Origin of the sequence: Vibrio sp. 16 (assembly GCF_963681195.1) — a bacterium.
Taxonomy (GTDB): Bacteria; Pseudomonadota; Gammaproteobacteria; order Enterobacterales; family Vibrionaceae; genus Vibrio; species Vibrio sinaloensis_D.
Window position 1 is genome coordinate 1,649,788 of the sequence record NZ_OY808997.1, and the last position, 22,001, is coordinate 1,671,788.

A 22,001-nucleotide genomic window follows, 5' to 3' on the forward strand; every position below is an offset into this window, starting at 1 on the left:
TTCGCTCAAGTCATTGAGTTTAAAAGCCAGCACTTATGCTGGCTTTTTTTATTCCTTCAGATATTCCATCAATAAAGTGTTCGTTCTGCTGTCATTTTGTTATCAGTTTTCGATGATTAACGCGCCTCTTTGTTTAAAAAGAAATCGAACAGTCCGTTTATCTCGATTTATTCAAAAAAACTATTGACGTGATTGGTTCAACTTCGCATAATGCGCCCCGTTCCCAACAAGACGACTACGGATTGAAAGGAACCACAACATGGTATGGCTACGTAGCTCAGCTGGTTAGAGCACATCACTCATAATGATGGGGTCACAGGTTCGAATCCCGTCGTAGCCACCATTCCTAAACATTTTTACGAAAATGATTAGGAATAGATGCGGAAGTGGCGGAATTGGTAGACGCACCAGATTTAGGTTCTGGCGCCGCAAGGTGTGAGAGTTCAAGTCTCTCCTTCCGCACCATGTTTTATAGTCTCGATGACTATGCTGCAGGTCTATCGCCAAGCGGTAAGGCAGCGGCTTTTGATGCCGCCATTCCCTGGTTCGAATCCAGGTAGACCTGCCATTATTGATAGTGTTAAGCCTATTATAAAAATGGCTTGTCACTACGAGCGCAACAGTTTATATTGTCTCGCTCACGAGTGGCTACGTAGCTCAGCTGGTTAGAGCACATCACTCATAATGATGGGGTCACAGGTTCGAATCCCGTCGTAGCCACCATTTACAATTTCATACTGCTTTTACCAATTAGCACTATGAATACAGATTTGTTGCGGAAGTGGCGGAATTGGTAGACGCACCAGATTTAGGTTCTGGCGCCGCAAGGTGTGAGAGTTCAAGTCTCTCCTTCCGCACCATTATTTTGATTCGTTAGAATCTTGTAGGGCTATCGCCAAGCGGTAAGGCAGCGGCTTTTGATGCCGCCATTCCCTGGTTCGAATCCAGGTAGCCCTGCCATTACAACTTCATAACGCTTTTACCAATTAGCGATATGAATACAAATTGATGCGGAAGTGGCGGAATTGGTAGACGCACCAGATTTAGGTTCTGGCGCCGCAAGGTGTGAGAGTTCAAGTCTCTCCTTCCGCACCATTATTAAGTCTCTAGAAATAGAGCACTGCAGGTCTATCGCCAAGCGGTAAGGCAGCGGCTTTTGATGCCGCCATTCCCTGGTTCGAATCCAGGTAGACCTGCCATTATTTATAGGTTCAGTGGATAACATCTTTTGATGCCTCTTCCATTGTCCCTGGTTCGGCTCTAAGTAGCCTGCCATTACAACTTCATAGCGCTTTTACCAATTAGCGATATGAATACAAATTGATGCGGAAGTGGCGGAATTGGTAGACGCACCAGATTTAGGTTCTGGCGCCGCAAGGTGTGAGAGTTCAAGTCTCTCCTTCCGCACCATTATTAAGTCTCTAGAAATAGAGCACTGCAGGTCTATCGCCAAGCGGTAAGGCAGCGGCTTTTGATGCCGCCATTCCCTGGTTCGAATCCAGGTAGACCTGCCATTATTTATAGGTTCAGTGGATAACATCTTTTGATGCCTCTTCCATTGTCCCTGGTTCGGCTCTAAGTAGCCTGCCATTACAACTTCATAGCGCTTTTACCAATTAGCGATATGAATACAAATTGATGCGGAAGTGGCGGAATTGGTAGACGCACCAGATTTAGGTTCTGGCGCCGCAAGGTGTGAGAGTTCAAGTCTCTCCTTCCGCACCATTATTAAGCCTCTAGAAATAGAGCACTGCAGGTCTATCGCCAAGCGGTAAGGCAGCGGCTTTTGATGCCGCCATTCCCTGGTTCGAATCCAGGTAGACCTGCCATTATTTGTAGGTTCAGTGGATAACATCTTTTGATGCCTCCTCCATTGGCCCTGGTTCGGCTCTAAGTAGCCTACCATTACAACTTCATAGCGCTTTTACCAATTAGCGATATGAATACAAATTGATGCGGAAGTGGCGGAATTGGTAGACGCACCAGATTTAGGTTCTGGCGCCGCAAGGTGTGAGAGTTCAAGTCTCTCCTTCCGCACCATTATTTTGATTCGTTAGAATCTTGTAGGGCTATCGCCAAGCGGTAAGGCAGCGGCTTTTGATGCCGCCATTCCCTGGTTCGAATCCAGGTAGCCCTGCCATTATTTATAGGTTCAGTGGATAACATCTTTTGATGCCTCCTCCATTGTCCCTGGTTCGGCTATAAGTAGCCTGCCATTACAACTTCATAGCGCTTTTACCAATTAGCGATATGAATACAAATTGATGCGGAAGTGGCGGAATTGGTAGACGCACCAGATTTAGGTTCTGGCGCCGCAAGGTGTGAGAGTTCAAGTCTCTCCTTCCGCACCATTGGCTACGTAGCTCAGCTGGTTAGAGCACATCACTCATAATGATGGGGTCACAGGTTCGAATCCCGTCGTAGCCACCATTAATTTCGGTTTTTAGCTTTTTGCTGATCACCAAGTAGTTTCAAGATGCGGAAGTGGCGGAATTGGTAGACGCACCAGATTTAGGTTCTGGCGCCGCAAGGTGTGAGAGTTCAAGTCTCTCCTTCCGCACCATCTTGAATACTATTAGACAACTTCATACTGCTTTTACCAATTAGCATTATGAATACAAATTTGTGCGGAAGTGGCGGAATTGGTAGACGCACCAGATTTAGGTTCTGGCGCCGCAAGGTGTGAGAGTTCAAGTCTCTCCTTCCGCACCATTGGCTACGTAGCTCAGCTGGTTAGAGCACATCACTCATAATGATGGGGTCACAGGTTCGAATCCCGTCGTAGCCACCATTTACAATTTCATACTGCTTTTACCAATTAGCTCTATGAATACAAATTTGTTGCGGAAGTGGCGGAATTGGTAGACGCACCAGATTTAGGTTCTGGCGCCGCAAGGTGTGAGAGTTCAAGTCTCTCCTTCCGCACCATTACTGAGAAAACCCAGCTTTTTAGCTGGGTTTTCGCTTATTTGAGCTTTGGGAATTACTCTATATCGAAAAAAACCAGCCGAAGCTGGTTTTGTATTTTAGAGTCATGACTTTAGATTGCTAAAGGTTATTTCCTTAGCCTAAAAGCCCCAACGCTGAGTTGGGCGCTTGCTTTGCTTGAGCTAACACTGAACTTGATGCTTGAGTCAAGATCTGAGACTTGGTCAGTGCCGTTGTCTCTTTAGCAAAATCGGTATCTTTGATTCGGCTCTTAGACGCGTTCACATTTTCGTTAATGTTATCTAAGTTATTGATCGCATGATTAAATCGGTTTTGGAAAGCACCGAGCTCTGCGCGATGGCTATCAACAAATTTCAGTGCTGCATCAACAATCGCCACAGACTGCTGAGCGCCACCAACGCTTCTCACATCAATGGTATCCACGGTGACTGCCTGTGCCGCACCAATGTCAAGATCGCCCGCTAAGCTGCCTCCAAACGTCGCAGCACCCTCTACTTTGTTGTTATCGGTAAACAACTGCAGTTGGCCATCTTCGTCAACAGACGCTTTCACAAAGTCGGTTTGACCGTTGATATAAGTGGCAAGCTCTTCAATATCATCACCCGCTTTTGCATTGATCTCGATATTTTGCTCTTCACCAAATTTGTCCGTTAACGTGATGGTCAAGTCGTTAGCACCACTTTGAACTGCCCAGTCGGCATCTTGTCCATTTGCGGCAACATAACTATTGCCGCCCATCATGGTGTTGTCGCTACGCATGTTTTTCATTGTCAACATCACAGCTTCACCATTGTCCGCACCAATCTGGAACGATTTGGTTGCGAAGGTACCGTTAAGCAATTTATTGCCACCAAACGACGTGGTTTCAGCAATACGATTGAGCTCGTCATTTAGAGCGGTGATCTCTTCTTGGATCGCGACACGTTCAGACTTGGAGTTTGAGCCGTTAGCAGATTGAAGTGACAAGTCACGCATACGTTGAAGTATGTTCGTTGTCTCGTTCATCGCACCTTCCGCTGTTTGCGCCATCGAAATACCATCATTAGCATTTCGAACGGCAACATCTAAACCTCGGCTTTGAACGTTCAATCGGTTGGAGATCTGTAGACCTGCAGCATCATCTTTTGCGCTGTTGATCTTAAATCCAGAAGATAGTCTTTCCATTGAAGTTTGTTGAGCATTGGACGCGGCATTCAAGTGTCTTTGTGCTGTCATCGCTGCAACGTTGGTATTTACATTAACCGCCATAGTGGTCTCTCCTATTGATTTTCCGTTACCGGAACTTCGGTCAAGCTTTCCGACGTCTCGGAAAACCAATGAGTTCTCTCAAAGTAACTTCTATAGCGACAATTAATTGTTCAACTTTAGAGCAAAAAGCAGATTAAATAGGCAATTTCGGTCTATATCATTGAAAGTATGATCGAATAAATAAATATGAAATTTGATGCTAAAGTTTTGCCCAAATTGGTCGGGTGACATTATCGAACAAGACAGGGTGGAGATGACCGCAACAGCTCTCGGTGCTGGTGCGGAAAGTGATGGGAACAGCACTAAGAACGTAGATTACAGGTAAAGAAAAGCCCCTTTTCCTTTGAGAGAACCGGGGCTAGAGGGTAGCCATGCAATGTGGAGATCGAGAGAAATGATCATAGCTTGGCTATTTGTCACATAGGCATCACGATTGAGAGACAGGGTGTGAGAGAGAGCCTCTTAAACGCTAACCTATGCTTGCCGCAATTTCCTCACTAGCCCCACGTCTGGGATTACGCTAGTGAAGCATATTGCTACTACTGCAATAGTGACATTGCAGAGTTCGGCAACTGTTTTGCTTGAGCCAATATCGAAGTACCAGCTTGTTGCAGAATTTGTGCTTTGGTCATCGCCGTTGTTTCTTTCGCGAAGTCTGTATCGCGAATTCGGCTGTTTGATGCCTCTACGTTTTCCTGGATGTTAGCCAGGTTGTTGATACTGTGGCTTAGTCGGTTTTGTTTCGCACCCAGGTCAGCACGCTGAGAATCAACATACTGTAGCGCCGAGTCGATAATACCAACCGCATTTTGCGCGCCACCCACGCTTCTTACATCAATACTCTGAACGGTAGTTTGAACACCAGGACCACCATTGAGACCCAACTCACCCGCTAGACCACCAGAGATACTTAGGTCACTCTTAAGCTCAGCTTGAGATGCGAAGAGTTGCAGTTTACCTTCCTCATCGACAGACGCTTTTACCAGATCAGTCTGACCGTTAATGTAAGTGGCCAACTCTTCGATATCGTCACCGTCTTTCGCCAAGATATCGATAGTAACCAGATCACCATCTTTACCTGTGAACTCAAGCTTGAGGTCTCGCGCATTTGCCGGTACGCCCCAGTCTTTGCCTTTCCCTTGCTCAGAGATAAAGCTTTGACCGCCCATACGGAAATCATCAGCACGAATGCTTGTTAAGCCCATGATGATTGCCTCACCAGAACTCGCACCGATTTGGAATGACGCCTCACCAAACGTACCGTTAAGTAGCTTACGACCACCGAAAGATGTGGTTTCCGCGATACGGTTTAGCTCGTCTTGTAGCGCCGACACCTCTTCATTGATCGCAGTACGTTCAGAATCTGAGTTAGTACCATTGGCAGATTGTAGCGATAGGTCACGCATACGTTGCAGGATGGCTGTCGATTCATTCATCGCACCTTCAGCCGTTTGCGCAATCGAGATACCATCGTTGGCGTTACGCATCGCAACATCCAGACCACGAGACTGTGCTGTTAAGCGGTTGGAGATTTGCAGACCCGCCGCATCATCTTTCGCACTGTTGATCTGTTGGCCTGACGACAAGCGTTCCATTGAAGTATTCAAGTCACCTGTCGCTTTGTTCAAATAACGCTGTGCGGTCATTGCCGATACGTTAGTATTTACTGTTATGGTCATAATTTGCTCTCCTAGTGAGTTCGCAAGTGCTTGCGAAGCGGCCAGCTTAATCTCATTTGGAAGCACTGACCGTAAATGCCTTGCTAAGCAGACAACTGCTTAAAACGTGTTTTTCACTCTACTCAGAACAATTCAAGTTGTGTGCCAAGTTTAGAAAAACAGCGATAAATTTATTTAATTACGTTTAATCAACAACTTAAAGCAACTCAAATACGACTAGTTCTTTAGTTTGTTTTTTGTCCATTCTGAACGGCAATGGTTTTGCCGCTCACTTGCCACCTGATTGCCGTAGCGAACGCTCCGTACTCCTCAGGGTTGGCTATTGCGCTTAAGGCATTGCACTTAAGGCGCTCAACCACACTAGATGTAGTTGAACAAGGTTAGGTCTTTTGTTTTACCAAACGCTTGTTGTGACGCTTGCAAAGCTCGCGAGTTTTCATTGAACTCGATAATCGCAGCCGCATAGTCCAAGTCTTCAAAGTTACTTTTCGACTTGGCCAGCGTCATTTCAAAGTCCGCGTGTTGCTCTTCTTGAATATCAAGCGTATTCAATCGAGCACCCACATCGGTTCTCGCTTTGTTCAAATGAATGAACGCCGCGTGGAATTCTTGAGTCACTTGATGAAGCTGTGCTGTGTTCGATGAGTCAGAGACCGAACCAGACGACAAGTCCATCGCCTCTTTGAAGGTTTCAAAAATACTGTAGGTACGACGCGGCTCTAACTCGATCGCATCCCCTTTCGTAATCTGCCCTTTCACTTGAATCGTAACATCTTCATATTTGATCCCCTTACTCGGGTCAAACGTGTCGGCTTGTACAACCGAGCCATCACGCTCAAGCTGATAACCATACTTGCCATTTGGCATATCAACGAACGTCACTTTGTAAGTAGACTGATCATCGGGGTTCAAATTAATCGCGCGCTCTAGCAATAGTTCAGAGGCTTCTTGTAAGTCGTACTTTGGAGAGAAATCACCAAAGGGATTATCGATCTCCATGAACAGCTTGCTGCCTGGGTCATTGATTGGCATTTCAAGACTGTTTGAAATCTTCATTTTGCGCTGATAGTCATCACCGGCGTAAACCACTTCCGCATCTTTATCGCGGAAAAATGGCTGATTCTTCGGCTTAGTCCCGGCAAAAATGTAGTTACCCGACTCATCCTGAACATTCACCAAATTGAGGAAGTTGTTTGCTATCTCTTCAATCTCACGACGTTTAGCAAAGCGGTCTTCCGGAGATAAGGCACCGTTGATCATTTCCATAACCGTACGCTTAGCTTCATCCGCAAACTCTTCTGCGTTAGAGATGATCACTTCATGGTGTTCAAGGCGATTACGAGTTAACACAATGGCATCACTGTATTGGCGAAGCTGCTCTTTTTGTTGGCCAATATTCTGGATGTAATGCGTCGCAAGCGGATCATCGCTCGCTTTCATTAACTTTTTACCCGATGCTAGCTGCGCTTGATTGTGATGCACCTTACCTTCTTGGCGGCGCAAATCGTTTTGCACGGATTGGTAGTTATGAAAACTGGAAATACGATTCAACATTTACCCCTCCTATCTCAACGCCAAAATGGTATTAAAGGTGTCGTTTGCCGCCTGCATGATGCGTGAAGAAGCCATATAAGCTTGTTGGAACTTCATCATGTTTGCCGCTTCTTCATCTAGGTTTACGCCAGAGATTGATGCGACACGCTCCTGCGCAGCCTCTTTCTCCAAGCGTGATACGTCCGTTAGTCGTGATGCCGTCGACATCTGCAAGCCCACATCGGTATTTAAGTTGTGGTAAATATCCAGAATGGTCGACTCGCCATCATTGAGTTTTTTCTCTGTCTGGATATTTTGCATTTTTAGCAAGTTGCCGTTGTCACCCTCAGATGGGACAAGGTTTGCCGTAAACTTATCGTTCGGCAACGCGCCACCGGTGAGTTCAAAGGTGGTGTTTTGAACCGTCACAGGGCCAGAAGGCGGATAGTCTTGCGGCTGCATGAGAATTTTGCCTTTCGTGTCAGTAACGGCAAACTGCTTCCCATCGGGTGAAACGATAACCTCGAACTCACGCAAATCCCCCACCTCATCAATACGAAACTTTGCGCTACCTTGAGCAAACGTTGTCGAGGCTTCATAGCTTTGAGCGGCAATATGCGATGGGTCGTTGGTTTCCATTTTGATTTGCGCCGCTGAGTTACGGGTAGGACGAATCAGTACGCGTTCCCCCGCAGCCAGGTCTTGACGAATATCAATCCGAATCCCATCTAAAGTGATGGCATCATCGACGACCGGAACCACAAACTGCTCACCACTTGGTCGAGTTATGTAGTAGTCACCACCGCTGTACTGCAGTGAGTATTCACCCGCCACAAGCTGACTGGGGTCTTCGATATACACCGCAAGGTCAGCCTGAGATTTTGACGATGTCACGACACGAGACTCAGCAATAATATCCGAGTTCACATCAGTAAAAATAAGGCCACCAATGTCACCGCGAAGATCTAAACCTTGCGACTGTAGTTTGTTGATGTCGTATGAAAAAGCGGCGGCCATCTTGCCGAGCTCATCCATCAGCTGAGGAATTTTTTCATCCCTCATGGTTAGCATCGCACCCAGTTTTCCATCAATGTCTTTTGAGGTAATGGCCTTGATACCTTTACCTTCAATCATTGCTAGGCGACGTTCATGGACATCAGGATAACCATCAATCATGGTTAATTTACTGGCTTCCGTTCCCGAAACGAGCGTGTGACCATTGCCAATGTGGACATTGAACCCCTCTGCATTTTTACGAGGCGTGACCGTGACTTTGGTGTATTCAGAAAGCTCGTTGATGAGCTTTTCATGTTGGTCCATAAAGTCGTTATGAGGCCCAGGTGTACGCATCATTAAGCGGTGGATATCACGGATCTCAAGCGCAAGCTGGTTGATTCGCTCAATACCCAAATCAAGCTTTTTATTCGTTACGTCTGATTGGCGGCGAACAGTTTCGTGGAAGTCATTGAGGTTTTGGGTGATCAGCGTTGATTTCTCAAGCACCACTTTACGCGCACCCACATCGTTCGGTGAATCGGCCAATGACTTAACCGCATCAAACCACTCATTGATGTTTTCAGGAATCTTTTTCGAAGAAACGGAAGAGAGCATGTTTGACAGCATCTCTAGATTAGCTTCATCATCCAGTTTGTGGGCATGGTTCGTGGTGGACATATTGAGTTCGTTAACGGCAAACTGATCCCATGAGCGGCGAACTTTTTCCACGTGGACACCCATACCGTAGGTTTCCCCACCGTATTGACGCGGTATATTTGTCCCCTGCACCACAGACTGACGGCTGTAACCCTCTGTATTTGCATTAGAGATGTTATGGCCAGTAGTGTTGAGTTGTCTCTGAGCCGTAAGGACACTTTGTGAACCTAAACTCAGTAGATCAGACGCCATATTGCCCCCAAGAAACCTTTAAAAATCAGTGTTAACTGAACATCTAATGATTTAAAAGCAATATATGTGCCATTTTGAGATTGTAGATAATAGAGATTAAAAAGCTCACCCGAAGGTGAGCTGTTTACATTTGGTCGATTTTCGCTTTTACCCTCAAGACTTTATCTGCGTAGTAAGGGTCTGTGGCGTAGCCAGCTTGATGAATCCCACGAATAAACTGTTCATCATTGCCGCCATGGCGCAAAGCGGTGGTATAGCGTGGGTTTTGATTGAGGAAGCGAACGTAGTCGTTAAAGCTTTCTTCAAAACTGTTGTAAGAACGGAAAGCCGCGTTCTCTTTAACCGGCACACCTTGATGGTATTCCAGCGTCTGAGTGGCCACTTTATCACCGCCCCAACTTTTATCTGCTTTGATATTGAAGAGGTTGTTACTGCTGCCGCGGCTGTTGCTCACTAGCTTCTGTCCCCAACCTGTTTCCAGAGCAGCTTGAGCAAGTAACAGTGACGAATCAACGCCCAATGCACGTGCCGCTTTTTCAGCGTATGGTCGCATTGAATCAACAAACGATTCAGGACTATCAAATGAATGCTTAGGCTGAGCACGTGTAACTGATACGGTTGTCATTGCATCGTTGGCACGTGACTCTCTGACCTGATCCACTTTTTGCATCATAGCTTCAAAATCAACGTGTTTGTTCGCTGCCGTCTGGTTTTCAACACTACCCGACGACAGCTGAGCAACGATCATGTCCGCAAGACCTAGCGAGCCTGATGAGCTCAACTCACTCGACATCTGCTCATCCATCATTTGGCGATAAAACTGCTGATTTTGGCTGTCCATTAGACCAGATTCAAAACTCGCGTTTGCATCACGCATGGATTTGAAGAGCATCGAAGTAAAGATCGCTTCAAACTGTTTCGCCGCGGCGGTCAATGCGGCTTTTTCGCCGCCTTCATCCCCTTCAACCGCTTGTTTACGAAGCTTATCCAGCCCTGCGATGTCGTGAATGAAGCCAATGTCATTGCCGTTATTAATCATGCTCAGCTCCTTAGATAATGATCAGCTGGCCTTCAATGGCTCCGGCTTGCTTAAGTGCTTGCAAAATGGCCATAAGATCCGATGGTGCTGCGCCGACTTCATTAACCGCTCGAACGAGATCATCCAACGTCAGACCTGGCTCAAACTTAAACATTTTGCCTTGCTCTTCCGTCACTTGAATATCGGTATCGGGAACCACGACCGTTTCACCACCGCCGAATGCGTTCGGTTGACTGACGTTTAAGTTTTCTTTGATCGCCACCGTCATTCCACCATGTGTCACTGCAGCAGGCTTCAAGCGGACATGCTTACCGACAACGATCGTACCAGTTCGCGAGTTAACAATAATTTTTGCTGAACCTTCGGCTGGGTTGAACTCTAGGTTTTCAATTGCCGATAGGAAAGCCACTCGTTGAGAAATGTCACGAGGAGCACGGACTTTAACCGAGGTTGCATCCACAGGAGAAGCCATTTGAGGGCCCAAGAAATTGTTGACCGCATCCGCCATGCGTTGGGCCGTAGTAAAGTCCGATTCTAGTAAGTTAAAGGTGATGTAATCGCCACGACCAAAGGGGGTTGGGATTTCTCGCTCAACCATCGCACCATTTGAAATCATCCCCGCGGTTGGGTTGTTACCGACGATTTTCGACCCGTCGGCACCCGTTGCGCTAAAGCCACTCACTACAAGGTTACCTTGCGCCACCGCATACACCTGACCATCAAGACCTTTCATCATGGTCTGCATCAGTGTGCCGCCTCTAAGGCTTTTTGCCGAACCGATAGAAGATACCGTCACATCAATGGTTTGACCTTGCTTCGAGAAAGCCGGCAATTCAGCCGTTACAATCACGGCTGCGACATTTTTGGTTTTAGGCTTTGTGCCAGGTGGCAACTGAATGCCAAAACTTTGCAGCATCGCATTAAAACTTTGATCGGTAAAAGGCGTAGACTCACCTGTACCCGGCAGACCTGTGACTAAGCCATAGCCTACCAATTGGTTGCTTCGAACACCGGCAACTTGCGCGACGTCTTTGATACGCGCTGCATAAGCCTGCGTTGATAGCAACGTTAAGCTGGTGATAAGTAGAATCAACGTCTTCATGGGATACCTTTACCTTAACTCGGGTTACGCTCTTGTCGATGCCAGAAAAGCGTCGTTAAGCGAGATTAAAGTGATACATTGAAGAATCGTGCCAAAAAGCCAGGTTCTTGCATATCTTGTTGTGTACCAGTGCCTGAATACTGGATTCTAGCGTTGGAAACACGGTTAGAGGCGATGGTGTTGTCAAACGAAATATCATCAGGTCGAATTGTTCCGCTAAGACGAATGTATTCATCACCGGTGTTGAGAGTTAGCCATTTTTCACCACGAATCACCAAGTTACCGTTGCCCAATACTTCAATCACTTCCACCGTAATTGAACCCGATAGGCTATTGCTTTGGTTGGCACTGGCATCACCCGCAAAGGTATTGGTGTTGTTTAGGTCATATGAAAAATTGTAGTCGCCGCCAACTTTCAGCTCCTGGCCACCGACAAATAGAGGCTCCATAGAGGAATCGTTCTTTTTCGACATGTCCGCATTGGCACTTTTTGCCGCTTTGGTTTTTTCATCGAGCGTGACGGTAATGATGTCACCTACGCCGCGCGGCTTTGAATCATCATACAAACTGCTTGTACTTGCGGAGTTAAACAGCGAACCTGTCTCTGCAGCGTAATGTTCACGTTTGTGTTTAGGGTGGATTGGTGCCCACGCAGGGTCTCCGGCAACCGGATCATTTCTGCCACGCAGAGTATCCACAATGCCGCTTTGGTCATCACCAGATTTGTCCCCCTCAACAGCATCTACGGTCGTTGTACCACCAATCACATCCGGCGTTTCAACAGGTGGCTCTAACATCGTACAACCAGACATCACAGTCACAACGAACAAAGCAAATAAACGGTTCATGCTAATTACCTCTCGCGTCAAAGATTAAAGTTGTTGGTTCACAAAGCTCATCATCTTGTCGACTGCCGAGATGACTTTTGAGTTCATCTCGTAGACACGTTGAGCTTCAATCATATTAACCAACTCTTCTGTCACATTGACGTTTGATGTTTCAAGCATCGATTGACGAATGTCACCAAATCCATCAAACCCAGGAACGCCTTCTTGTGGGTCACCACTTGCACCCGTCGGTAAGTAAAGGTTCTGACCTACTGGCTCAAGGCCGCCTGGGTTAATAAAATCAACCGTGGTAATCTGCCCAACCACCACGTTGTTTTGCTCACCACGAACACGCACTGAGACTTCACCGTCTGTGCCCACCGTAATACTGATGGCATCTTCTGGAATCACAATTTCAGGCTGTAAATTGTAGCCCGAGCCTGAAGTCACGATGGCACCTTCGTCATTGACGGTAAACTGACCATTACGTGTATAACCAATGTTTCCATCAGGCATGAGGATCTGGAAAAAGCCATCCCCTTCGATCATCATGTCTAGGCTGTTATTGGTTGTTTGCGTGTTACCTTGAGTGTGCACTTTTTGTGTCGCGACAACTTTCGAACCTGCGCCTAGCATCAAACCCGATGGCAGTTCGGTATTTTGCGATGACTGACCACCCGGTTGATTGATGTTTTGGTAGAACAGATCTTCAAACACCGCACGGCTTTTCTTGTAACCAACGGTTGAGGCGTTTGCTAGGTTGTTCGAAATGGTTGAAATGTTGGTTTGCTGAGCATCTAAGCCCGTTTTACTTACCCATAATGCCGGATGCATAATCTTCTCCTAAATCTCTATTAGCTCATACGAAGCAGAGAATCTGACGATTTGTCCATCTCTTCTGCTGTGCTCATCATCTTCACTTGCATTTCGAACTGGCGTTGCAAGTCAATCAGGCTGGTCATTTCACCGATAGCATTCACGTTACTACCTTCAATTGCGCCTGTGAGCAGTTTTACACCGGCATCTGCTTCGTATGCCGCATTAGGATCTTTAGCTCGGAATAAGCCATTAACATCTTTGAATAGTGATTGATTGTCGGTATTTGTCAGCTTGATGCGATCGACAACTTCGATGGCATCCGCTGGTGCACCTTGGGGTACGACCGAAATCGTGCCATCTGTGCCGATCTCAACTTTACTAAGAGGAATAGGCAGGGTGATTGGAGCGCCTGTTTCCCCTAGCACTAAGTTGCCATTACCACTGACAAGTAAGCCGTTCACATCAATCTTTAGGTTGCCATCACGAGTCAGGCCCTCTTTGCCCGTTTTATCGAGCACCGATATCCAGCCATTGCCTTCAATCGTTACATCGAGATCTCGTCCTGTCGTAATAACACTGCCTTGTTGGAAATTATGCCCAGGGCGCTCTGTCATGCTAAATACTCGAGTCGGTAGTCCTTCTCCGTATGCTTGCATCGAACGAGCTTGCGCCAAATCAGCACGGAAACCCGTGGTACTGACGTTTGCCAAGTTGTTTGCTCTAAGCTGCAAAGCCTGCATATTTTGCTTGGCTCCGCTCATAGCAAGATAGAGTGCGCGATCCATAATTTGCTCCAAAAATCACAATTCGGATCAATAAATGCAATTGCAATGCCAACTTTAATTTTGCTTTAAAGTCAATAATTTACATGAATAACAAGGAGAAAGGAGGCAAAAAAAGAGAGGGATGGCGGTATGCGGCAATAATAACAAGCTGATGATTGCCACCAGCTTGCCATTCAGATTATTGCACGATGCAGCCTTGTTAGATTCGCTGAAATTATCGAATCTGCAGGATGTTTTGTTGCGTTTGGTTATGCACTTCAAGTGAACGTGAGTTCGCTTGGAAGTTACGTTGAGCTGTAATGAGATCCACGAGCTCTTGGGTCATATCAATGTTGGATTGCTCCAACGTACCACTGTTGATAGAACCGAAAGAGCCTTTGTTAGACTCACCCCAGATCTTGTCACCAGAGAACTGAGTAGAATCCCACTGAGTGCCACCTTTCTTATCAAGACCTTGCTCATTCGCAACGCGAACCATAGCGACACGGCCCAAGGTGATATTTTCACCATTCGAGTATGTGCCAAGGACGCTACCATTTTCATCAAAATCCACTTTGGTTAAGAAACCCGTGGTTGCACCATCTTCATCAAACTTGGTTAGCTCGAAAGGAGCGGCAAATTGTGTCGCACTATCAAGGCCGAAGGACAATGTTTGACTAACATCAGCACCATTTAGGTTAATCGCATTTGGATCATCAGGACCTGTACCTCCTAATGGACCAGAAACGATATTATTGCCGCTGTTAAGACTGGCTAATGTACCATCGTTGTTGAACTTCATTGTGTGACCCACATGACCTGTTGGCGTTGTCGCATCACCACCAAGAATGTTAACAGGCTTTTCACCCGCACTGTCGGTCACGGTGTAGTAGGTTTGCCACGTGTTCGCTTGTGTTTGATCCTTCAAGTAGTAGGTTGTCAACTTATACGACTGACCCATAGAGTCGTAAATTGTCGATGAAGTTGAACGGTTGTACGTTTCAGGATCGGAGTAGTCAAACAGAGCTGGATCTTTTAAATCTCCACCCGCTGGCAAGTTTACACCGACTTCAATATTGGACGTTTGCTTTGGTTTGCCGAATTCTTTTGGAATGTTAATTGGCGAAGGCTCATATGAGAGAACGTCACCCGTATCGCCATTCACTTGATAACCTAACAGGTATTCATCGTTCGCTGTTACCATGTAGTTATCTTTGTTCAGGTGAAACGCACCGTTTCGCGTTAACTCATTAGTCGTCGGTGTTAAACGATCTTTTGCTACCGCAAAGAAACCTGTACCGCTGATACGCAAATCCATTGGGTTGTTCGTGTAAACGCTCGACCCTTCGTGGAATTGCTGAGCTACTTTTTGCGCTTGGACACCACCACCTGGTGTTGTTTTAGCGTTTGTAAACAGTGAGTTAGAGTAAACATCACCAAACTCTGCACGCGACTCTTTAAAGCCGAATGTGTTCGCGTTTGCGATGTTGTTACTGGTTGTATTCAAATCTAATTGAGCAGCGGAAATACCGCTTAATGCAACATAAGACATTCCAAATTCTCCTATCTAGCTAGCATAGTCGCTTTTACAAGCGTTACTTACGCTTTACCAACTTCTAGTACTTCAGCAAGTCGAACTGGCGACTCAAAGCCAGCCAGATTGAGCAGTACGTTACCATCACCTTTACCCAGAAGAACGCTGTTGACGTTTGCATAAGTCGAAACTTCAAACTCTTTGCTTTCTCCATCAAGTAAGCCCGCAGCTCTCACTTTGTACTTACCTGCCGGCAATGGATTACCGTTTGAATCTTTGCCGTCCCATTCGACGCGGCTATCACCCGAAGGCTTAGACCCCGCATCAAAGGTACGAACGAGCTGCCCCATTTGGTCTTCTATTCGAACCATCAAGTTATCAACGGCTTGAGGTAGCTTAACCATGGCAGCCATACTGCCGTCATCTTTTTTCACACCAGCAGCACCCGGAATCAACACATCACGTCCAACCAAGGAAGAGGCTTGAAGCGCTTGATTTGAAGTCATCGAAGCATTCAAACTTTCAAACTGGTTATTCATTTTGCCGATGCCGTCTACTGTCGCGAATGACGCCATTTGTGCAATCATCTGGTCATTGCTGACCGGCTTAAACGGATCCTGTTGAGAAAGTTGCTTCGTGAGCAAAGATAAGAAGTCTTCTTGTTTAAGATCCTGCTTACCCGTGGTCTCATTTGGCTTATTCTTGTCCTGAAGCTGTTTAAGCTGGTCGATATAGGACAAGCTGCTTTGACCAACATTGTTAATGCCATCGGCCATATGTTACCCCCTTATCCCTATTGACCCATCTGCAGCGTACGCAGCAGCATTTGTTTACTTGCATCTGCCACTTGCACGTTCGTTTGGTACGAGCGAGAAGCAGAAATCATGTTTGCCATTTCTTCCATCACATTGACATTAGGCTTGTAGATATAGCCTTCGTCATTTGCGAGCGGGTGATCTGGGTTGTACTCCGCACTGAGCGGTTTATCGCTTTCCACGATACCCATAACCTTGACTGGCACTGTATGATCATTGCCATACTTAGCCTTACTTAACTCTGCACCAAATACAGCGTGGCGCGCTTTGTAAGTATCTTTGGCCGAGCTAGACACGCTGTCTGCGTTGGCTAAGTTACTTGAAGTCGTATTTAGACGAACAGACTCAGCGCTCATGGCAGAGCCAGTAACATTGAAGACGTTGAATAAGCTCATCTAGTTACTCCCTTTTAAAGCTTTCGTTAAGTTCTTGAATTTACTTCCTAGGAAGTCAAGTGAGGCTTGGTGTCTTATTTGGTTTTGCATAAATAGATTACGCTCCAAATCAACATCCACAGTATTGCCATCACCTGTGTCAGGTTGGGTTGGAAGACGATACATCACTTCCCCTGTCACGCGAGTAGAGGCAGGAATATGCCGACTATCAGTACGGCTAAGACCAACGCTTGCCTCTGATGTTGCCGCCTGCAAAGCCCTTTGGAAGTCCATTCCTTTCGACTTATACCCAGGCGTATTCGCTTGAGCAATATTGGTTGAAATAACCTCAGCATTGCGCTCACGAAGCCCAACAGTGTGTTGGTGAATACCTAAAGCATTATCGAATGAAATAGCCATGTTAACCTCTACATAAAGAACTGACCGTTACTAATGAAATACAAAGCAAGTAGCGTACCAACTTTAAGGAACAAGATACTTCACTTCGATCTCGACAAGTAATCCAGCAAAAAATACGCCAAGTTTAGATTGCTAAAAGATTGGAATGTCATCATTGAGTATACAAGTTATTTATCGACAGCAACAAAAAAGCCCAGCACGTGAGGCTGGGCTTAATAATTTTGCATGTCGGTTTATTTGAGCTTGTAAATGATACCTGGGTTGCAGCGAACCATTTCAAAACGATCAGTCAGCCCGGTCAATGACTCAGAAGCACCAAGCAACAAGTAACCACCTGGGTTGAGGCTATTAGCCATCTGATTGAGTACCTTAGACTTCATGTCTGGCGAAAAGTAAATCAACACGTTTCGACAAAAGATAATATCGAACTTGCCAAGCAAAGCGTAACTATCCATCAGGTTTTGAGGACGGAAGTTCACCAAACGCTTGACGTTATCTTTTACTTTCATTCGACCATCGCCTGCGTCTTCAAAGAAGTTGCGACGGCGCTCAGGTGAAAGGCCGCGACCTAGTGCAAGGTTGTCGTAGATCCCCGCTCGACACATGTCCAACATACTGGCAGAGATGTCGGTTGCCGTTATCGACGTGCTCGGCAACATGCCAGGTTTGCGCTGTTGGGTCTCCAAAATAGTCATCGCCATTGAGTACGGCTCTTGACCAGAAGAACTTGCCGCAGACCAGATTTTGATTGGGCGCTTATTAGCCGCAACTTCCGGTAATAGCTTATTCGCAAGCACTTCAAAAGGATAAGTATCACGGAACCAAAGCGTCTCGTTAGTCGTCATTGCGTCAACGGCAGCAACGCGTAACTCTCGATTACGTCCCGTCACGACATCTCGTAACAAGTCAGACAATGAGCCCAATTTGAACTTAGTCACTAACGGGCTCAAACGACTTCTCACTAGGTACTGTTTGCTATCACCCAATACGATGCCACATTGAGACTCTAAAAAACGGCTGAAATCACGATATTCTTGATCGCTTATAGTTATCGCTGTCATTAATTTCTCTTTATTCTGTCAGCGCAGTTTTCACTGCATTACCAAGCTCATCCGGGTTAAATTTGGCGATGAAAGAGTTCGCGCCTACCCGCTCGACCATCGCTTGGTTAAATACACCACTCAATGATGAGTGCAGGATAACATATAGATTCTTTAAATCCGCATGGCGACGAATTTCTGCAGTCAATGTGTAACCATCCATCTCTGGCATCTCAATATCAGAAATTACCAAAGAGATTTGATCGTAAATGCTGCCTTCAGCGGCCATCTCGACCAATTTTTCGTACGCTTCTTTGCCATCTTTCACGGCAACAACTTCGAAACCTAACGAGGTAATTGCACGCTCAACTTGTTTTCTTGCTACCGTCGAGTCATCCGCAATAAGAATACGACGAACAATCTCTTTCTCGGTTTCAACTTGAGCAATTTCTTCGCTGATCGCTGAATCCATGGTCTCGTCAACTGGTGCGATTTCTGCAAGGATTTTTTCAACGTCAAGAATTTCGACAAGTTCGTTGTCAATATTGGTCACTGCCGTTAGGTAGTTGGCTTTACCCGCACCATCAGGCGGTGGAAGAATCGCTTCCCAGTGCATGTTGATGATACGTTCAACAGAGGTCACAAGAAACGCTTGGATGGTACGGTTAAACTCGGCAATAACGACAAATGCTTTGTCTACGTCTGTTGTAGGACGACCGCCAATGGCTAAACTTAAATCAATAACTGATACCGTATGGCCACGTATATGAGCAACACCTTTTACAAGAGGGTGTAAGTTTGGCATTGAAGTAAGCTTAGGGCACTGAAGTACCTCTTTTACTTTAAATACGTTAATACCGTAACGCTGACGCCCCATTAGACGAAACGTTAGCAGTTCCAATCGGTTTTGACCGACGAGTTGTGTACGCTGATTCACGGAATCAAGAATACCCGTCATAAGCTCATCTCCATCTCAAACTTTCATGCTAAAAAAATGGTAGTCTACTGAAGACCATGAAAAAAACCAGAGAAACAGAATGATGTATTCAAAATCACACTTGTGCTCTTTTTCCATAACTAATTGTAGAGCTTTCTATAAAAAGTTTTATAAGTCTATCGGCTTTTTATTCTTTTTCTTGAGTTTTTCAGCGACATCAGCAACAGAAAGTCAAATTTCTCTCATTCAACAAGCCGCCGAGCAACATATCTTGGATAACATAGAGAGCCCGGTTGGCGGCAATCTAAATGCAAAAGCCGCCTCTATAGATAGTAGGATCTTTGCCACAGATTGCCCGGCTGGTTTGCAAACCTCTTCTACATCGACAAATCCAAATGCCAGCAATATTACGGTTTTGGTCGAATGCCAAAACGATAACTGGCGAGTCTATGTGCCAGTGCGCCTCACAAGAACTGGGCCGCAAGTAACCTTGACCACGCCACTCTCAAGGGGGCAAATCATTGCTTCCACTGATGTCACTATTAGTATGGTAGACTTGCAACGCTATAGGCGGCAAGGCTTTTCCACTCTAGATGCCGTAATTGGTGCAAAAACAAAAAAAAATCTGCGTAGCGGCGAAGTAATTGAAGAAAATGATATTTGTGTCGTCTGCCGAAATGAAACGGTCACCATCAAAGCGGTCAAGTCAGGAATGGTGATCACGACAAAAGGGGTCGCACTGACAGATGGATCTCATGGCGAACAGATTAGAGTGAAAAACAGCAAATCAAATCGTATAATAGAAGGACGCGTAACCGGAATATCTGAAGTCACTGTTGTATTCTAGCGTTATTTCCCTAACATCCTTAAAAAAACGCTAAAGTTATTTCCCGTAAAGTCGATATGGACGGTACAGGTTTTTAATATTGAAAAGGCTCAAATATGGCAGGCATAGATAATATTCGTTCTGGTCAAACGATGACAACGTCGACAAGTCGAAGTGCAGTACGAAATGACAAACCCACTTCAGATACCGAATCGGCAAAAAAATCCACCGTTGCCCAAGACTCTGTTTCATTAAGTACACAGGGCAAAGCAGTTGGAGAGATGCACTCACAAATGGCCAGTCAGCCTAGCTTTGATAAAGCGAAGGTAGCGGCGATTAAAGAAGCGATTGCAAATGGGTCTTACACCGTTGATCCTGAAAAACTCGCTGACAATATGATGAAGTTCGAAAAAGAACTCGGTGGTTTGTAATCTAGAGATTTTCTTTTATGGCAGCACTGCAAGGATTAGTTGAATTTCAACTCAAAAACGCGGAAGAGCTTTCTCAACTTCTTGGGAAGGAGAAAGTCGCCATTACCAATAGAATCTCTAAAGATATTGAACGGATTGCCAAGCAGAAAATAACGTTGATCGAGCAACTACGCTCGACTGATGAGCGAATCGCAAAGCACCCAGACGTTGAAAGCCTGTCGACCAATCCAGAGTTGAGCCCTCTGGTAGAAAAAATCCGTCAGACAATCACTGAGTGTCAGCAAGCCAATGCCATTAATGGTGAAGCGCTACAACGAGCGCAGCTTAGCTTCAACAAACTCAATAATTTGATGCAGCAATCGCAGGGAAAACTTGGGATGACGTACACAGCGGAAGGTCAAACGAGAAATGTATCGACGCTGGGTACCAATATTAAAGCCTGATTTCCACACAGCTTCCAAACATTAAAAGTAAAAGCGGCAAAAATTGCCGCTTTTTTGATCGGAGAGGTAGAGAGTTTTAGAACAAGGTTTGCTGCCTTTTTTCTGGAACTTGTTGGACTTCGCCGTAATCGCGCAGTTTATTCATTTTTTGGATATCCAAACGAAGCTCTGTTACATAGCTGTCTCCAACTTTATAGCTTCGCACAACCTCTGCACCACGGATAACGCCATCAACCGCTCCCGAAGTAAGTTCAGTACCTAATCGTTGATCTTTAAGATCAGCACGCCCGCTAACGCGCATTCCATAGACTTGCTCAGCCAACTCTCGGTAAGCATCAATTTTGGATGCCCGCATAGCACGTACTTGCTTCTCTTCTTCGTTGCGCCCTTTTTGCTCACTAATGCTGGCATAACCGACCGCCGTAAGCCAATCTTCAGCTCGCATGGTGCCCAACGGCTGGCAACCAACCATCATCATCACAATCGCGAGTAGAAATACCTTCTTCATATTAGCTCCTATGGACGTAGAATTACGGTGTATGGTTGAGTAATGGTTGGATCGGAGCGGATAAGCACCCCATCTTGCGTACGGATGCTATTAAGCGTATCCAAATCGCGACCAATGCGATCAGCAGGTAAGAACCCTTGCGCTGTTGCCACAACCACTCGTGACTGCATTCCCACAACTCGAGCATTCACGAGAACACCACCTTCTTGGCGGAGCATAGTGCCTGTCAAAACATACTGAATGTCTTGCTCTTGAGCCAAATCTTTCCAATCACGACTAAAGGCAAAATCACCTTGATGAGTCACTTGAATCGACCCTGTCGTTTTAAAATCAACGACTTTGAATCCACGTCTCTGAAACTGATGGATAAAACCTTCGGATACCGAGTTTCCTAGCCAGTTCGTCGCGTCCATATTTTGCAAGTCAACAAATGAGGTGACCGCAATAGGCGTGCGGGCAGACACACTGGTATTCGAAATCATTAAGTCTTCCGTCATACTTTCAATAAAAAAGTCAAGAGTATGACGCGGACTCTCCATCAACATAAACTGGGAACCTGGATAAGGTTCTTTACCGTTGTATATTGGCGCATAGGCACATGCGGTCAAAAACACCACCGGCACTAACATTAACCATCTTTTCATTCTCTAATCTCCGATACATTATGGCTCGAGCGAGTGATCTTTTAGCTCTCTTCTAAAAGTGGAACGCTCTTTGCTTTCCTCAACTGTGCAACGATTAAGAAAAGCGTCACCAAAATTAGCTAAATATTAACAAGCAAAAAATGAACCAACTTGGTACACAGATA

20 protein-coding genes and 20 tRNA genes are annotated in these 22,001 nt (G+C 45.8%); 23 read left to right on the top strand and 17 right to left on the bottom strand.

Features of this window, described 5'->3' with window-relative positions:
- Positions 1–266 precede the first annotated feature (266 nt).
- The 20 genes from U9J37_RS07300 (at position 267) to U9J37_RS07395 (ending at position 2,928) form a co-directional block, all read left to right on the top strand.
- Positions 267–343, top strand: a tRNA-Met gene (locus tag U9J37_RS07300).
- A 37-nt stretch (positions 344–380) separates the two neighbouring features.
- Positions 381–465 (top strand) — tRNA-Leu (locus tag U9J37_RS07305).
- A gap of 28 nt (positions 466–493) precedes the next feature.
- Positions 494–568: transfer RNA gene (locus U9J37_RS07310), tRNA-Gln, on the top strand.
- Positions 569–646: 78 nt separating this feature from the next.
- Positions 647–723 (top strand) — tRNA-Met (locus tag U9J37_RS07315).
- A 52-nt stretch (positions 724–775) separates the two neighbouring features.
- Positions 776–860: transfer RNA gene (locus U9J37_RS07320), tRNA-Leu, on the top strand.
- A 25-nt stretch (positions 861–885) separates the two neighbouring features.
- Positions 886–960, top strand: a tRNA-Gln gene (locus U9J37_RS07325).
- Between the two features lie 50 nt (positions 961–1,010).
- Positions 1,011–1,095: transfer RNA gene (locus U9J37_RS07330), tRNA-Leu, on the top strand.
- 29 nt (positions 1,096–1,124) lie between these two features.
- Positions 1,125–1,199: transfer RNA gene (locus U9J37_RS07335), tRNA-Gln, on the top strand.
- Positions 1,200–1,325: 126 nt separating this feature from the next.
- Positions 1,326–1,410, top strand: a tRNA-Leu gene (locus U9J37_RS07340).
- Positions 1,411–1,439: 29 nt separating this feature from the next.
- A tRNA-Gln gene (locus U9J37_RS07345) sits at positions 1,440–1,514 on the top strand.
- Positions 1,515–1,640: 126 nt separating this feature from the next.
- Positions 1,641–1,725: transfer RNA gene (locus U9J37_RS07350), tRNA-Leu, on the top strand.
- Positions 1,726–1,754: 29 nt separating this feature from the next.
- A tRNA-Gln gene (locus U9J37_RS07355) sits at positions 1,755–1,829 on the top strand.
- Positions 1,830–1,955: 126 nt separating this feature from the next.
- A tRNA-Leu gene (locus U9J37_RS07360) sits at positions 1,956–2,040 on the top strand.
- 25 nt (positions 2,041–2,065) lie between these two features.
- Positions 2,066–2,140: transfer RNA gene (locus U9J37_RS07365), tRNA-Gln, on the top strand.
- 126 nt (positions 2,141–2,266) lie between these two features.
- A tRNA-Leu gene (locus U9J37_RS07370) sits at positions 2,267–2,351 on the top strand.
- Between the two features lie 2 nt (positions 2,352–2,353).
- Positions 2,354–2,430: transfer RNA gene (locus U9J37_RS07375), tRNA-Met, on the top strand.
- A 48-nt stretch (positions 2,431–2,478) separates the two neighbouring features.
- Positions 2,479–2,563: transfer RNA gene (locus tag U9J37_RS07380), tRNA-Leu, on the top strand.
- A 64-nt stretch (positions 2,564–2,627) separates the two neighbouring features.
- Positions 2,628–2,712, top strand: a tRNA-Leu gene (locus tag U9J37_RS07385).
- 2 nt (positions 2,713–2,714) lie between these two features.
- Positions 2,715–2,791 (top strand) — tRNA-Met (locus tag U9J37_RS07390).
- A 52-nt stretch (positions 2,792–2,843) separates the two neighbouring features.
- Positions 2,844–2,928: transfer RNA gene (locus U9J37_RS07395), tRNA-Leu, on the top strand.
- A 135-nt stretch (positions 2,929–3,063) separates the two neighbouring features.
- Here U9J37_RS07395 and U9J37_RS07400 read toward each other — a convergent pair.
- The 15 genes from U9J37_RS07400 to U9J37_RS07470 form a co-directional block, all read right to left on the bottom strand.
- Entirely contained in the window at positions 3,064–4,197 is a 1,134-nt protein-coding gene (locus tag U9J37_RS07400; RefSeq protein WP_005474783.1) for a flagellin, read from the bottom strand.
- Positions 4,198–4,736: 539 nt separating this feature from the next.
- Entirely contained in the window at positions 4,737–5,876 is a 1,140-nt protein-coding gene (locus U9J37_RS07405; protein WP_038139742.1) for a flagellin, read from the bottom strand.
- A gap of 360 nt (positions 5,877–6,236) precedes the next feature.
- The gene (flgL, locus tag U9J37_RS07410; RefSeq protein WP_005474762.1) at positions 6,237–7,430 is read right to left on the bottom strand and encodes a flagellar hook-associated protein FlgL; all 1,194 of its coding nucleotides are present in this window, start codon (positions 7,428–7,430) and stop codon (positions 6,237–6,239) included.
- 9 nt (positions 7,431–7,439) lie between these two features.
- A complete protein-coding gene (flgK, locus tag U9J37_RS07415) occupies positions 7,440–9,314 on the bottom strand; it encodes a flagellar hook-associated protein FlgK (protein ID WP_005474715.1) in 1,875 nt (624 codons plus the stop codon).
- Between the two features lie 124 nt (positions 9,315–9,438).
- Positions 9,439–10,353 carry a flagellar assembly peptidoglycan hydrolase FlgJ gene (gene flgJ, locus U9J37_RS07420; RefSeq protein WP_005474787.1) on the bottom strand — a complete coding sequence of 305 codons (915 nt, stop codon included), beginning with the start codon at positions 10,351–10,353 and terminating at the stop codon, positions 9,439–9,441.
- A 10-nt stretch (positions 10,354–10,363) separates the two neighbouring features.
- Positions 10,364–11,455, bottom strand: coding sequence for a flagellar basal body P-ring protein FlgI (locus U9J37_RS07425; RefSeq protein WP_005474791.1), 1,092 nt, complete (start codon positions 11,453–11,455; stop codon positions 10,364–10,366).
- Between the two features lie 65 nt (positions 11,456–11,520).
- Positions 11,521–12,303, bottom strand: coding sequence for a flagellar basal body L-ring protein FlgH (flgH, locus tag U9J37_RS07430; RefSeq protein WP_005474785.1), 783 nt, complete (start codon positions 12,301–12,303; stop codon positions 11,521–11,523).
- Positions 12,304–12,327: 24 nt separating this feature from the next.
- Positions 12,328–13,116 carry a flagellar basal-body rod protein FlgG gene (gene flgG / locus U9J37_RS07435; protein ID WP_005474814.1) on the bottom strand — a complete coding sequence of 263 codons (789 nt, stop codon included), beginning with the start codon at positions 13,114–13,116 and terminating at the stop codon, positions 12,328–12,330.
- Positions 13,117–13,136: 20 nt separating this feature from the next.
- Entirely contained in the window at positions 13,137–13,886 is a 750-nt protein-coding gene (gene flgF, locus U9J37_RS07440) for a flagellar basal-body rod protein FlgF (RefSeq protein ID WP_005474764.1), read from the bottom strand.
- Positions 13,887–14,100: 214 nt separating this feature from the next.
- Entirely contained in the window at positions 14,101–15,417 is a 1,317-nt protein-coding gene (gene flgE / locus U9J37_RS07445; RefSeq protein ID WP_005474735.1) for a flagellar hook protein FlgE, read from the bottom strand.
- A gap of 47 nt (positions 15,418–15,464) precedes the next feature.
- On the bottom strand, positions 15,465–16,175 hold the full coding sequence (gene flgD / locus U9J37_RS07450) for a flagellar hook assembly protein FlgD (RefSeq protein WP_005474714.1): 711 nt from the start codon (positions 16,173–16,175) through the stop codon (positions 15,465–15,467).
- Between the two features lie 17 nt (positions 16,176–16,192).
- The gene (gene flgC / locus U9J37_RS07455) at positions 16,193–16,609 is read right to left on the bottom strand and encodes a flagellar basal body rod protein FlgC (protein WP_005474748.1); all 417 of its coding nucleotides are present in this window, start codon (positions 16,607–16,609) and stop codon (positions 16,193–16,195) included.
- Positions 16,610–17,008, bottom strand: a complete 399-nt coding sequence (gene flgB / locus U9J37_RS07460; RefSeq protein ID WP_043887246.1) for a flagellar basal body rod protein FlgB — start codon at positions 17,006–17,008, stop codon at positions 16,610–16,612.
- 233 nt (positions 17,009–17,241) lie between these two features.
- Positions 17,242–18,069, bottom strand: coding sequence for a protein-glutamate O-methyltransferase (locus U9J37_RS07465; protein WP_005474806.1), 828 nt, complete (start codon positions 18,067–18,069; stop codon positions 17,242–17,244).
- Between the two features lie 10 nt (positions 18,070–18,079).
- Entirely contained in the window at positions 18,080–19,006 is a 927-nt protein-coding gene (locus U9J37_RS07470) for a chemotaxis protein CheV (protein WP_005474824.1), read from the bottom strand.
- 79 nt (positions 19,007–19,085) lie between these two features.
- Here U9J37_RS07470 and flgA point away from each other — a divergent pair, with 79 nt between their 5' ends.
- The 3 genes from flgA (at position 19,086) to U9J37_RS07485 (ending at position 20,685) form a co-directional block, all read left to right on the top strand.
- Positions 19,086–19,832 carry a flagellar basal body P-ring formation chaperone FlgA gene (gene flgA, locus U9J37_RS07475; RefSeq protein WP_005474782.1) on the top strand — a complete coding sequence of 249 codons (747 nt, stop codon included), beginning with the start codon at positions 19,086–19,088 and terminating at the stop codon, positions 19,830–19,832.
- Between the two features lie 95 nt (positions 19,833–19,927).
- Positions 19,928–20,242, top strand: a complete 315-nt coding sequence (gene flgM, locus U9J37_RS07480; protein WP_005474802.1) for a flagellar biosynthesis anti-sigma factor FlgM — start codon at positions 19,928–19,930, stop codon at positions 20,240–20,242.
- A 17-nt stretch (positions 20,243–20,259) separates the two neighbouring features.
- Entirely contained in the window at positions 20,260–20,685 is a 426-nt protein-coding gene (locus tag U9J37_RS07485) for a flagella synthesis protein FlgN (RefSeq protein ID WP_005474767.1), read from the top strand.
- 76 nt (positions 20,686–20,761) lie between these two features.
- Here U9J37_RS07485 and flgP read toward each other — a convergent pair whose 3' ends face one another.
- Complete coding sequence (gene flgP / locus U9J37_RS07490) at positions 20,762–21,193, bottom strand: flagellar assembly lipoprotein FlgP (protein WP_005474707.1); 432 nt, start codon at positions 21,191–21,193, stop codon at positions 20,762–20,764.
- An 8-nt stretch (positions 21,194–21,201) separates the two neighbouring features.
- Positions 21,202–21,837, bottom strand: coding sequence for a FlgO family outer membrane protein (locus tag U9J37_RS07495; RefSeq protein ID WP_038139387.1), 636 nt, complete (start codon positions 21,835–21,837; stop codon positions 21,202–21,204).
- Positions 21,838–22,001: the final 164 nt, after the last annotated feature.